The sequence below is a fragment of the Intestinimonas sp. MSJ-38 genome, from assembly GCF_018917925.1.
Taxonomy (GTDB): domain Bacteria; phylum Bacillota; class Clostridia; order Oscillospirales; family Butyricicoccaceae; genus Pseudobutyricicoccus.
This window is the reverse complement of record NZ_JAHLPO010000003.1, coordinates 172,964-185,885: the sequence shown is the minus strand read 5'-3', so window position 1 is coordinate 185,885 and position 12,922 is coordinate 172,964. Positions and strand designations below refer to the sequence as shown.

The 12,922-nt window shown below is 55.7% G+C and carries 11 protein-coding genes and 1 pseudogene; 3 read left to right on the top strand and 9 right to left on the bottom strand.

The window, feature by feature from the left end:
* The first annotated feature begins 32 nt into the window (after positions 1-32).
* Together rpmA and obgE are read left to right on the top strand one after the other, a co-directional pair.
* A complete protein-coding gene (gene rpmA / locus KQI26_RS03495) occupies positions 33-293 on the top strand; it encodes a 50S ribosomal protein L27 (RefSeq protein WP_118748318.1) in 261 nt (86 codons plus the stop codon).
* A 135-nt stretch (positions 294-428) separates the two neighbouring features.
* Positions 429-1,697: a GTPase ObgE gene (gene obgE / locus KQI26_RS03490; RefSeq protein ID WP_216503223.1), complete on the top strand. Its 1,269-nt coding sequence runs from the start codon at positions 429-431 to the stop codon at positions 1,695-1,697.
* A gap of 287 nt (positions 1,698-1,984) precedes the next feature.
* Here obgE and KQI26_RS03485 read toward each other — a convergent pair whose 3' ends face one another.
* The 3 genes from KQI26_RS03485 to KQI26_RS03475 all read right to left on the bottom strand — a co-directional run bounded on the left by KQI26_RS03485 (position 1,985) and on the right by KQI26_RS03475 (position 3,781).
* The gene (locus tag KQI26_RS03485) at positions 1,985-2,281 is read right to left on the bottom strand and encodes an antirestriction protein ArdA (protein ID WP_253292646.1); all 297 of its coding nucleotides are present in this window, start codon (positions 2,279-2,281) and stop codon (positions 1,985-1,987) included.
* A gap of 97 nt (positions 2,282-2,378) precedes the next feature.
* Entirely contained in the window at positions 2,379-2,981 is a 603-nt protein-coding gene (locus tag KQI26_RS03480; RefSeq protein ID WP_216503222.1) for an alpha/beta fold hydrolase, read from the bottom strand.
* On the bottom strand, positions 2,978-3,781 hold the full coding sequence (locus tag KQI26_RS03475; RefSeq protein ID WP_216503221.1) for a helix-turn-helix domain-containing protein: 804 nt from the start codon (positions 3,779-3,781) through the stop codon (positions 2,978-2,980). The genes KQI26_RS03480 and KQI26_RS03475 overlap by 4 nt, the downstream gene beginning before the upstream one ends.
* Positions 3,782-4,006: 225 nt before the next feature.
* Here KQI26_RS03475 and KQI26_RS03470 point away from each other — a divergent pair.
* Positions 4,007-4,207, top strand: a pseudogene (locus tag KQI26_RS03470) (transposase); the annotation flags it as partial.
* Positions 4,208-4,424: 217 nt separating this feature from the next.
* Here the strand turns inward: KQI26_RS03470 and KQI26_RS03465 are convergent.
* The 6 genes from KQI26_RS03465 to KQI26_RS03440 form a co-directional block, all read right to left on the bottom strand.
* Positions 4,425-5,438 carry an ornithine cyclodeaminase family protein gene (locus KQI26_RS03465; protein ID WP_216503220.1) on the bottom strand — a complete coding sequence of 338 codons (1,014 nt, stop codon included), beginning with the start codon at positions 5,436-5,438 and terminating at the stop codon, positions 4,425-4,427.
* A 391-nt stretch (positions 5,439-5,829) separates the two neighbouring features.
* Positions 5,830-6,015 (bottom strand): hypothetical protein, encoded by a 186-nt coding sequence (locus KQI26_RS03460; protein WP_216503219.1) that lies wholly within the window; start codon positions 6,013-6,015, stop codon positions 5,830-5,832.
* Between the two features lie 592 nt (positions 6,016-6,607).
* Positions 6,608-8,944, bottom strand: a complete 2,337-nt coding sequence (locus KQI26_RS03455) for an S-layer homology domain-containing protein (protein WP_216503218.1) — start codon at positions 8,942-8,944, stop codon at positions 6,608-6,610.
* An 88-nt stretch (positions 8,945-9,032) separates the two neighbouring features.
* Positions 9,033-10,199: an ABC transporter permease gene (locus KQI26_RS03450; protein WP_216503217.1), complete on the bottom strand. Its 1,167-nt coding sequence runs from the start codon at positions 10,197-10,199 to the stop codon at positions 9,033-9,035.
* On the bottom strand, positions 10,196-10,921 hold the full coding sequence (locus KQI26_RS03445) for an ABC transporter ATP-binding protein (protein ID WP_216503216.1): 726 nt from the start codon (positions 10,919-10,921) through the stop codon (positions 10,196-10,198). The genes KQI26_RS03450 and KQI26_RS03445 overlap by 4 nt, the downstream gene beginning before the upstream one ends.
* Before the next feature lie 4 nt (positions 10,922-10,925).
* A complete protein-coding gene (locus KQI26_RS03440; RefSeq protein WP_216503215.1) occupies positions 10,926-12,785 on the bottom strand; it encodes an HlyD family efflux transporter periplasmic adaptor subunit in 1,860 nt (619 codons plus the stop codon).
* Positions 12,786-12,922 lie beyond the last annotated feature (137 nt).

The following is a 12,922-nucleotide window of genomic DNA, read 5'->3' as shown; positions in this document are numbered from 1 at the left end:
TTTTTATCCTAAACCAATCGGAGGTGTAACTCATGGCTCATAAGAAAGGTGTCGGCTCCACAAAGAACGGCCGCGATTCCGAAAGCAAACGCCTGGGCGTCAAGCGCGCCGACGGTCAGTATGTGCTGGCTGGCAACATCCTGGTTCGCCAGCGGGGCACCAAGATCCATCCTGGCCTGAATGTGGGCATCGGCTCTGACGATACCCTGTTTGCCACGGCTGACGGCCGCGTCAGCTTTGAGCGTTTCGGCCGCGACCGCAAGAAGGTCTCGGTCATCAAGGTGGAACAGTAAGAACCCCAAGACCCGGGCCGCATGGCCCGGGTCTTTCTTATAGCTTCCTCTGGTTATAATAATAAGGGCCTGAGCGGCGAGCCGCCGCACCCCACCATAGGCATGAAGCGAAGCACAGAGAAGAGGATTACAATTATGTTTGTTGATGTTGCACGGATCTTTATCAAGGCGGGAAAAGGGGGCGATGGCGCTGTCTCCTTTCACCGGGAAAAATACATCGCCGCCGGCGGGCCGGATGGAGGCGATGGCGGCAAGGGCGGCAGCGTTGTCTTTCAAGCGGATGACAACCTCTCCACCCTGCTGGACTTCCGCATGAAGCGGAAATATGTGGCCCAGAACGGCGCCAACGGCACCGGCAAGCGCAGCAGCGGCAAGGATGGCGAAAACATCCTCATCAAAGTGCCCCGTGGCACTCTGATCCGGGACGCGGAAACCGGAGCGCTGCTTCAGGATATGTCCGGGGACGAGCCTTTTGTGGCGGCCAAAGGCGGCCGGGGTGGCTGGGGCAACTGCCATTTTGCCACCCCCACCCGTCAGGCTCCCCGCTTTGCCAAGCCCGGCCTGCCCGGTGAAGAGCGGATGGTCACTCTGGAGCTGAAGCTCATCGCCGATGTGGGTCTGATCGGCTTCCCCAATGTGGGCAAGAGCACCCTGCTGTCGGTGATCTCCAAGGCCCGGCCCAAAATCGCCGATTACCACTTCACCACCCTCACCCCCAACCTGGGCGTAGTGTATGTGGGCGAGGGCGAGTCCTTTGTGGCCGCCGACATCCCGGGTATCATCGAGGGCGCGGCGGAAGGCGCCGGCCTGGGTCATGACTTCCTGCGCCACATTGAGCGGTGCCGTCTGCTGCTCCATCTGGTGGATGTGTCCGGCTCGGAGGGCCGTGACCCGGTGGAGGACCTGGAGACCATCAACCGGGAGTTGAAGGAATACAGCCCGGCCCTGGCTTCCCGGCCCCAGATCATCGCCGCCAACAAGACCGACATTGCCCCCGATGGGGAAAACGCCCGCCGTCTGCGGGAAAAGGCCGAAGAGCTGGGCTGTGCTTATTTTGAGATTTCGGCGGCGGCCCAGATGGGCGTGCGGGAGCTGGTCTATGCCCTGTGGCAGGAGCTGGAGAAGCTGCCTCCCATCGAGGTCTACGAGGCCGAAGTGATCCCGGAAAAGGAAGCCGATCCGGAAGAGGATATCATCATCCGCCGGGAGAACGACACCTTCTATGTCACCGGGCGGCACATCGAGCGGATCTTTGCTTCGGTGAACCTGTCGGATTACGAATCCCGGATGTATTTCGAGCGGGCCTTGCGGAAAGCCGGGCTGTTTGAAAAGCTGGAGGAAAAGGGCGTCAAAGAGCACGACACCGTCAATGTGTGCGGCTTCGAGTTTGAATATATCCACTAGCGGCAGGCTGCCGCCCCCATACTCTCCCCGGCTTTGTGCGCCGGGAAACCGATTGCTTCCCCAGCGGCCTTACTGCATCTGTTTTTCGCAGATCGGCAGCCAACCAAGTTTCCAATTCTGATTCATGCAAAAATCCCCCGGAGAAATTCTCCGGGGGATTTCTTCTTTTGCTCTTGACGGCGTGTTATTTCGGCCCAGTGCCTGGGCTGTCATATTGTGCTGCCGCACCTAGCAGGTTGTGTGAAGAAAGGCAAAGAAAGTATGGCCGTCCCGACACGGGACTTCTCCTAGGACTGCAGCTCCGCAAGCTCGGCGGCGTCCAGCTTTTCCAGCCTCGCGGCAAGGAAGTTCAGTTCGTCCATGTCAGCGGACAGCACCAGATCGCGGGGCAGCTTAATGGGACGCTCCTGCGGGCTTCGGTAGTCGTACAAGAAAAAGTCCTGCGGATCGTGGGCACTGATCCCGATTCCCCGCAGGGCTTCTTGCAGCTTTTCGGTCGTGGTCGGCAAAGAAAACCAAAGGCCCTCTTTGCCTTGCTCATAACGCTGTCGGTTATGAAGCAGGATAGAAAACACTTCGCTCATTTGGTCGCTCCTTTCTGAAAAATGGCATAAGAAAAGCAGGAAACCTTTGAAAGATTTCCTGCTGGGCGGCAAATCATTTGATTGTCTAAAATGCTAATTACATATTAAGTATGGCAGCAATAGCTTCTGGTGCATCTTTGTTAATTTTATGGCCTGCGCCGCTGACAATTTGCAAAGTTGCTTGGGAAAGTAACTCATTTAACTTTTTCGATGCTTTTAGATTGGCCCTATCTTTTTCTCCACACAAAACAGTAACAGGACAGGTAATCTTGCTTAATTGTGAAGTAAAATCCAATGACCGCATCGAATGGGACAGTTTAATTGTGTCACTTTTTGATAATCCCATGTTGTAAAAACTCTTAGCGGGCATACAGCGGAACAAGAGATTTTGAAAATCTATCAGTAATGTTGGTACTTTGTATTGTGCGCCGATTAAGACCAGCGAAGCCACTTTATCCCCATGACGAATAGTAAAGTCGAGGGCAAGCAACGCCCCTAACGATAGGCCACAAATATAAAGCGGCTCTGTTGCATCAGAATACTGCCGTTCAAGATTAGCCAAAATCCGGGAGTAGGATATTTCATTTTCCATTGAAGAAAAAAGTTCTGGACACTCAACATTAGAAGTTGAAAGTTGACAGACTACATCTTTCCAGTCTTGTGCTGTTTGTCCCAATCCGTGGAGAAGAACTGTTTTCATTTTTTGCCTGTTATGTCCCCTTTCCTATGATAGAGCAAATAATCTACCCCAAAGCACACAAGAGAAAGTGCAAGGGTGAACCCGCTGTTGAATATGTCAGATGTAAAATCAAACTGGACTTGCGGAAAAAAACAAGCTGAAATATGAATAATTGCAATCGGCGCTGGTATTAAAGCCAGCAGGGCAAAGCCAAATGCCCGCCACAAGTTTTTTCTGCACTTGCGGAAAATTATATACATTGTCCAGATTGCAGCAATCACAATCAGCGTTATGCAAATGCCCAGTGTGAATATAACGGACTTTTTCAAAAGCAAAGACAATATTGCCAGTAGTGGAAAAGGGATAGCACTGACTACAACTAAGGTTTTCAAAACGATTTTTGTTCTGGAAATCAGACTTGGAAGCAACATAAGCCATGTAGCTATAATTGAAGCAACAGCAATCAATGACCACGATAATCTGTCGGAAGTAAAATAGTCGCAGATCAAGCACACATATCCAGCGATTAAAGCTGCCGCAGAAACAACTACCAAAATAATACGCTTGCCTCTTTCGGATAAGTGGTAACTACGCTTCTTATATGGCAGCTCAGCTGGTTCAACCATTTCATCTTTAATGAGGTAATCAGAGGACACATTGAAAATGTCGCTAAGTTGAGCTATAAAATCCATATCGGGGGTTGATTGTCCCAATTCCCATTTTGAAATGGTCTGCCGTGTAACCATTACCTTTTCGGCAAGCGCCTCTTGGGAAAGTCCGCGCTGCTTTCTTAATTTTTGTATTTTCTCTCCGAGGGTCATAATGAAGTTTCCTCCTACTATTGTTTTTAGAAAATCATAGCAAATAAGGCGTTCTGTTTCTACCAACGCAAGCAGGAACCGCCGCAACGAACCATTGCGTTATCATTTTTAACGCACAATCAGCTATTTCTTTGATTAGAATGAAGTCACGACACACCATTCTGAAAGGAGACAGCAAACTATGTCCGAAAAAAATTGTACAGCTGAATGAGGAAATTATCAAGGGGCAGCAAGGTCTCGCCCGCCACCATCAGCGAGCTGAACAAGAAAGCCTATGTCCACATCGAGGACTGGCGAAACCGTCCCTTGCAGGGCGGGCGTTATCCGTATGTCTATGTTGACGGCATCTACCTGCGCCGCAACTGGGGCGGAGAGTACGAAAATGTTGCTGTTTTGGTGGCGCATGAAGCACCTGAAGGCGGTCATGGACGACGCCTCTATTGCCGGCTGACTTCACTCAGCCGAGCCTGCAAATAATTTTGCGCATAAATCTTGACAGGACCAAAATAGGTCGAGGGGAATTCCCTCGACCTATTTTTTCGTGCCCTGTACCGTCCGGTCTGCCCCATAGGTCACATTGTGTACCTATAAACATGAACCTTTCGGTTTTCGGGGTTCTCTTTCTTTGTATGGAAAATGCAAATCAGACCCACAGGGGGTTATCCCACAGATTCAGCTTCTGGCCGATGCCCATTTTCTTGGCGTTCTCATAGAGCTTGGCGGCGATGGCAATGTCCACGCTGCCTACACCGGCGCTGCCGCAATAGACAAACTGATCCTCATTCTGGCGCACCTGAACGCCATTGACCATTTCCGGCAGCTCCACGATATCCTCTTTTTTCAGCTTCCCGGCCTCGTACAGCTCGTGCACCAGGATGCCCACCAGATGGGACATCTGGCTCCAGTTGTCCAGCACCACCCGGTCGGCGGTGAGCAGAATACCCTCTTCGCAGCTCTGGCCTTCCATCTGGATGACAGTCATATTGGGCTTCAGCCATTCCTTTTTGATGAAAGGCTTGCGGGAGGTGGTTTCGGTGACCAGCAGCTGGGCATCCTTCACCGCTTCCTTCACATCGGTGTAGGGAATAACCTTGATCTTGCCATCAAACTCCTTGGCCAGGCCTTCGGCTTTCTCCTTCACCAGATCCACCATGTGGATCTCTTCCAATGTGGGTACAGCCTCCATCATAGCCATGATCATGGTGCGGCCAATGACGCCGGCGCCCACCAGGCAGGCCACCTTGGTGCCCTTCAGCGCATTGTATTTGGCCATGACACCGGCGGTAGCCGAAGTACGCATGGCGGTAGTGATGGTGCCGTCCAGAATGGCCTTGGGGAACACCGTCTTGGGATCGGACAGAATGACAATATCAATGCCATAGGGCACCCCTTCCAACTGGGCGTTGGCCTTGGATTCGGCGGCCCACTTGAATCCGGCGGTGTCCACATCGCCGCCGATGTAGGCGGGCATGGACATACAATAAGAATCCCAGTTTTCATTGCTGGGCATACCCATAAAGACCTTGGTGGGATTGATGATCTGATTCTGACCGATCATTTTGAAGGTTTTTTCGGTTTCGGCCAGCACCATCTTCATATCCAGCAGCCCGGCCTTGATCACATCTTCCTGCTTGAGAAAAAGAATTTCCGGTTTCATTTTATCGTATCCTCCCTGTAGGGTTTTGTTTCTTTATGCTAAAAATAGCATAATTATACACACTTGTCAACCCTGCCCCAAGGCTCATTTTTAATTTTTTTGCATCATATCACGCCCCCTCTTGTGGGAGTCCGCCGTCAGATCCCCTCTCCTCCCCACTTGGGCATCTGTGACAGGAAAATACTGTACTTTACCAAAATATTCATTTATGGTATGATATAGTAAATAGACGGAAATATCCGGAAATTACTCTGCATCCCCGCTCTTCCCAACGCCAACGAAAAAAGGAGGAAAAGCCGATGCGCAAACGACTGACAGCTTTGCTGCTCATCGTTTCCCTGCTCACTTCCCTTCTTCACCAGTGAAATGGCAGAGCGCACCAGCGTCACCATCACCGGGCCGAGTGGGGTATGGCCTGAATGGGTGCACCTGTCCATATGGTTATAAAAAGCTCCCGGCTCACCGGAATGTCAAATACCTGAGCCAAAGCCCGAAACACCGACTCAGAGCAAGCATAGCCCATGCTCCGGTATTCCTCGCACCGCCGGGCGGCTTCTTCTCTTTTCTCCACTTCCATTCACTTTCCCACAACAAAAATCGGAATTTTTCGCTTTTATTCATTTTGTTTTATTTGATAGTTTTTCCTGCAAATTATAGAAAATCTCAATATGTGGGTATCGTGAGCAGTCCATCCTATTTTCCCTTCCCTGGCCTCTCCACCGGCTGTCAAAACAAGAACACCCCAGCGCATTTGCGCTGGGGTGAGCGTGTCGAAAAAGTGGCTTAGGCCACTTTTTCGAGTTTTTGCAAGGGGCTGGCGGAGTGCCTCCGCTCCCATACTGCGCTCCCGCGCCGGGCCGGTTGTACGCAGAAAAGCAAAGAAAGTATGGCCGTCCGGCCACCGGACCAGCGGGGCGCCCCGCCCTTGAGAAGTGCAAAAAGCCACGCACAGGTCGCGGCTTTTTGCGGATTGATAGGGGTAGGGCGGCCATACTCTCCCAGGCTGTATGGGCTGCTGTGCCTGGGTATTCCGGGGCTGGCGGCGAGCCCCGGAAGGGGCCAGGGTGCGATCCTGGCAGGGTGCATGAAAAAAGGCCTTCCCAAAGGAAGGCCTTTTGTGTTCGGTTTGGTTCTATTGCCTAGCGCGGCAGCGCAGTTTGGGTGCAGCATCACGCTGCAATGATGATGCGCACACGGCCTCCCTGGAGGGGATCTGTATCACAATACAGATCGAACTGTTTGAAGTTCATACGGGCTTCCGGGAGGGTGAGGAACCGGTCCAGCTTGGGTGCATAGATCTGCACACTTTCGCTGATAGGCACATACACATCCCCGATGCGCACACCCAGGCGGCTGTCAAACTTGTCCTCGCTCACCGTGGCCGCCTTCTGCAGCCGCTTGCCCGGTGTGGAGAAAGCCACCGTCAGCCGTGCTTCTCCATCCTCTGCCGCCGGCGTCAGGGCCACGGCCACAGCGCCAGGCGCCGCAGTCGTTCCCATATCCCCGCAGGGATAGAAAGAAGTGATCTCCTTCGTTCCGTCCTTGGTGCGCAGACGGAGGGTGTACACCGTACGGGTCAGGTCAGAAGATCCGGTACCGGGAATGGGCTTTCCCTGATCGTCGTACTTCGGGCCGTCACCGGGAATGATGACCTTCTCGCTCTTGTACTGGCTCACCAGGCCATAGAGGAAGCCGTCTCCGGTCACATTGTCCAGCACCAGCAAGTCAATGCATCCCGCGGCATCCTCCCGGGCATGGATCACCCGGTTTTTGGCCAGGGTCTCGGGCAAACTCTCCCAGGTGATGGGCCGCAAAGGCATCCCAGGAGCAGGCTGCTCATAGAGGGCCACATTTTTGGCAATTTCCCGCTGGCCCAGGGTTCTCTGGCTCTTGCGCAGTTCCCCGGCCAGGGCATTTTGGTAGTCCAGGTGCCGCAGCACCAGCTGGCCCCGGCTGTTCTGGGTCACCTGCACCAGCCGCCCCTCTTCTTTGAAGAGAGATGAGACGATCTCCTGGTTGGCGATGATCTGGGGGTAGCCGTCAAAGGTGGCGTCCCCTTCCCATTTTTCCCCACTGGGCAGACGAAGGGTGACTTTGCCATCCTTGCTCAGGCTCTGAAGCAAGGCCACAGTGTTGGGAGCCGCCGCTCCCTGGGGGAAGGCCCCAGCCACCTGGCCCCGGGTGTCAAAGCAAAGCAGCACCAGCTGCCCCACCTGCACCTTTTCAAAGAACCCGGCGGCGCTCTGGGGCACAGTGTATTCCTTGCCCCCCGCCCGGATGCGCTCCGGTGCGGAATAAATAGGCCCGGCCTCTTCCAGCAGCACCAGCCGCCGGTCCCGGCTCACCAGATATCCTCCCTCTTCCGGGGAATAGGTGAGTACATCGTATTTTTCCAGCTTGTCAAAGGGCATGGCATGGCCGCCCAGCAGCAGCTTTGCATTCTGGGGCAAAGCCCGGTCGGAGGCCCCATAGACAAAGGTGTCGGTCTCCGTTTCCTGGGTCATTTCATAGATCAGCTGCAAATCTCCCCGGCTGTCAAAATAAAGCCGTACCCGGGCCCCTTCCCGCAGATCCAGAAAGCCCTGCTGGTATTCGGCCATCTGGCCCAGGGAGAAGATCTTCACTCCCTTGCCCACAGGCAGGGAACCGGATGTGATCTCCAGCTTGTTCAGTCCCGCCTTTTTCACCGTTTCCTCCCGGAAGGACAAAGCGGCAGGCAAAAAGCCCTTTACCTTTCCAGACTTGCTTTTATCCCCTACCGGTGTGCCCATGGTTCCCAGTAAATTTTCGGGCAAGGGTGCAGACAGGCGCTGGGCCTCCCCGGACAGGGAAAACAGGCTCTCCTTCCCTTCCTTGTCCTTGGCATAGAGCATCTGTCCTTCTCCCGGCGCAAAGCCCTGACTCAGGAAGCTGCCCCCTTCTTTGGTGGGCAGGGTCAAAAGGTTATAGAGCAGGATGGCCGCCTGGCCCCGGGGAATGGGGCCATTGGGGCTCAGTCCGGAAAGAGTGCGACACAGCCCCACCTGTTCCCCTTTGGCCAGAGCATCCCGGGGCCAGAAGGCCCCTAGATCCTCTCCGGAATACCCCAGAAGCCGCAGCAGAATGGTCACCGCCTGACCATAGGTAATGGGTTCCTCGGGACCAAACCGGCCATCGGGATAGCCCTGAATGATCTTGTATTTTTTCACCGCCCCGTACACATAAGGAGCATACCAGCTGCCGGCGGGCACATCGGGGTAAATGGTATAGCCCTGGTAGGCCGCTTCCCCTTCAAATCCCGCCGCCAGCACCGCCATTTTGCAGAACTGGGCCCGGGTCAGGCTGCTCCCCGGCTGAAAAGTGGGGCTGTCCGCCAGAATCCCCAAAGACCGCAGGCTTTCGGCGGCCAGGCTCTGGGAAACCTGGGGGATATCGGAAAAAGCCCGGGACCGGGGAGGCAGCGCCCCCGGCCAGAGGAGGCAAAGGGTCAGAAGCCCTGCCAGAAATCGGGTGTATCGTTTCTTCATAAGGAATTTCTCCCGCCGTGCGCCCCGGCGACAAACAAAGGGGACAAACCGGCTCCCGCGCGGATTTGGAGCCGCCCCGAAATTTTGGTTATTGGCTGCGCAGCGCATCCACCGGCTGCATTTTGGAGGCCTTGCCTGCCGGATAAAAGCCGAAGAACATCCCCAGCAGCACCGAAAACAGGAAAGCTCCCAGGGCCACCGGAAGAGTGGGCAGGTCGATGCGTTCGAAGATGGCGGCGGACAACAGAGCCGAGCCCAGGCTGCCCACCAGCAGCCCCAGAACACCGCCGCAGGCGCTGATGGTGGCCGCTTCGATGAGGAATTGAGCCACAATGGCCCGGCGGGGCGCGCCGATGGCCATGCGGATGCCGATTTCCCGGGTGCGTTCCGACACTGACACCAGCATGATGTTCATGATGCCGATGCCGCCTACCAGCAGGGAAATGCCTGCAATGCCGCCCACCACCAAGGTGAGCATATCGGTCATCTGGTTGCCCTCCTCCATCCATTGGTTGTTGGAATAGACATTGTAGTTGCCGTCGGCCTTGGCCTGCTTTTTCAGAAACCCTTCCAGCAAGGGGATGGCGGCCTTGGTGGCCTCTGAGCTGTTGGCTTTGACGGTATAGCTCTCGATGTTTCTCGAGCCGGTGATGGTCCGCTGCATCGTCTGGGGCAGCAGCACCGCATCGTCCGGGCTCCACTGTTTGCTCTCCGCCCGTTCTTTGTAAAGGCCTACCACCGTGCAGCTGACGCTTCCCACCCGCACCTGTTTGCCGATGGGATCTTCCAGGCCGAAGAGCTGCTGGCGCACCGCCGAGCCGATGACACACACCGGCAATCGGTTATACAGGTCGCTGTAAGACAGCTCCCGCCCCTTCTCCAGCTGGTAGTTCTGGCACAGGCCGAAATCCTCGTTGCCGAAATAGATGGTGGTGCTCCAGTTTTTGTTCTTATACCGGCATTTCAGGTTCTGGCTGGTGTTGGGGGTCACTCCGGCGATCAGTTTGGGTACCGATTGGCAAAACTCCCGCAGATCGCTGGAAATGTCCCGCCCCTCATAAAAGCCGACGCTGATGGTGTTGACCCCCATCTTTTTGTATTCCTCCATGACCTGGCGCTGGGTGCCCTGCATCACCGACACCAGAGTGGTTACCGATCCCACACCGATGATGATGCCCAGCATGGTGAGAAAGGAACGCATTTTGTTTTGCAGTATGGATTTGAGGGCCATGGAAAAGGCCTGGAAAAATTTCATGCTCGTCCCACCTCCCGCAATAGGGGCTCCCGCTTATCCTGAGGGGTGATGGAATCCTCCACCAACTGGCCGTCCATGATGCGCACTACCCGTTTGGCCAGATCGGCCAGGTGCATATCGTGGGTGATGAGCAGAATGGTGGCCCCCTCGTCATTGAGGGCGCACAGCTTGCCCATCACTTCGGCTCCGGCCTTGGTGTCCAGGTTGCCCGTGGGCTCGTCGGCCATGATGATGGGAGGCTTGGCCGCCATGGCCCGTGCGATGGCCACCCGCTGCTGCTGGCCGCCGGACAGCTCCACCGGCCGGTGATGCACCCGCTTTCCCAGCCCCACTTCCTCCAGGGCGCTGAGGGCCAGCTGCCGCCGCTCCCCCGCCTTCATCCCCCGGTAGATCAGGGGCAATTCCACATTCTCCAGGGCGGTGAGGGCGGGAATCAGGTTAAAGCCCTGGAAGATAAAGCCGATGTTTTTGTTCCGGATGGCCGAAAGCCGCCGGGGCGGGATGAGGGATACATTCTCCCCATCCAGCCAATATTCCCCATAGGTGGGGGTGTCCAGACAGCCTAAAATGTTCATCAAGGTGGATTTTCCCGAACCGGACTGGCCCAGGATGGCGGTGAACTCCCCGTGGTCAATGGATAGATTCACATCCCATAAGGCCCGCACTTCACTTTCCTTGCCTTCGTTATAGACTTTGCGGATATTTTCCAACCGAATGAGCATCCTGTCACCTCCCCCAGGCGAAGGGTGCAGCGACGCCAAAGGCCATGCCCTCCATCTCCCCTTCTTCCTCCTGAGGCTGAGAGGTCATATAGATCTCTTCCCCTTCGGAAAGGCCATCCAGCACCTGGGTGTTTTTGTCGTCGGCAATGCCGATCTCAATGGTCACCGGCACAAATCCTTTGGGCACGGTGTCCTTGGGCACATCCTGGGCCCGGTTGGGATACTCCTTCCCCGGCTCCTCCCGCACAAAGGCGCACACGCCGCCATTCTGATAGATCACGCCCTGGGAGGGGATGAGCAAAGCATCTTCCACCAAGGTGGTGTTGATCTTATAGCTGACGCTCATATTGGGCAGCAGTTTGCCGTCGTTCTCCAAAGCGATCTTGGCTGGGAAGGTGGCGGCTGTGCTGCCTTCTCCCACCTTGGCTTCCATGGCCACCTCGATCAGCGTGCCGCTGAGGGTGTTTTCGCTCTGGGTGCCCTCGCCGGTGGTCACCTCCACCGGCATCCCCAGGGAGACCTTGGAGATATCCAGCTCGTCGATGTTGGCTTCCACCAGGAAGGAGGAGGTATCGGACACGGCCACCAGGGGTGTGCCCGCGGCGGTGAGTTTGTCCCCCACCTGCACCGACACCGAGGACACCATGCCGCCGATCTCGGTGCGCACTTCCCGGCTGCCCAGGTCGGCTTCCAGCTGGGCGGCCTTCTGGGCCGCCAGGTCATAGGCTTTCTGGGCGTTTTCAATGGCGGTGTGCAGCGAAGGATTTTCCAGCCGCACCAGGGTCTGCCCGGCGGCATATTCGCCGTAGTCCATCAGGGACGAGGCGGTCACCTTGCCCTCCCCCTGAAGGGTGATCTCTTCTTCCCGGGCATTTTGCAATGTGCCGGTTTCGGCGGGCATGATCTCCCCCTGGGCCGTGGGGATGCTGGCGGCGGCCACGGCTCCGGCGGCCAGAGTGCCCGGGTTCTGGATGGTGATATTGGCCCGGAAGAGCACCGCTCCATCCTGCACCTTGCGGATGTGGTCCACCGATTGGACCGTGCCTTCCACCTGGGTCATGCTGTCGGGGAGAGAAACCACCGCCCGCATACCCGAAGTGATCTGGTTTTCATAAGCATAGCTGTAATAGGCGGCCAGGGTCAGGGTACGGTCATCGATGAGCTTGCCCAGGCTCATGCCCTGGGAAACCTGCTGCCCGGCCCGCAAAGAGGGGGCGCCCACCAGCTTGCCCTGGAAGGGAGCGGCGGTGGTGAGGGAAGAGAGGGCCTGTTGGGCTTCCTTCACCCGTCCCTGAGCGGTGGCCACTTCCTCCTGAGCGTTTTTCAGTTCATCCATCAGTTCCGAGGGATCGACGGTAAAGAGCACATCCCCCGGCTGAACCTTGTCCCCCGGCTGGACAAAGACCTCGGTGACTTTGCCCCGGGCCTTGTCGCCGTATTTGGCCTCTTTCAAGGGGCGTACGGTGCCATAGCCTGAAACACTCTGCACCAGGGAGCCCCGGGAAACCATACCGGTGGCAATTTCCTCATTCTCTTCCTTGTGCAAAAGCCGGGGAAAGAGAACAGCAAGTCCACCCACGCCGGCCGCCACCACCGCCAGGATCACCACCCGGGAAATCCAGCGGGGCAGGCGCTTTTTCTCTTTTCCGGCAAATTTATTCCGCCGGGGGCCTTTTTCCTCCTGAGGCTTTGAGGGTTTCTTTTTGGAAAGCAGGCCTTTCTGTTTGTTCTTTTCCGGCTCTTTCGCCACGGCCTGTTTCTCCGGGGCCTTTTCGTTTATGGCCTGTTCCTCTTGAGTTTTCTTGATTTCCGTCCCTTCCGGGGAAGAAATCGGTTCCTGTACAGGCAATTCATGTTCGCTCATCCCTTTATACCTCCAGCTGTTTCAATTTCTTGTACCTTATTTCAGCCCTTTTTCCGGGGCTGTATCCTTTAGATGGAAGCCGATATCAAAAAGTTGGAGGCCGATATCAAAAAGTTCTTACAACTTTCTTAATTTAT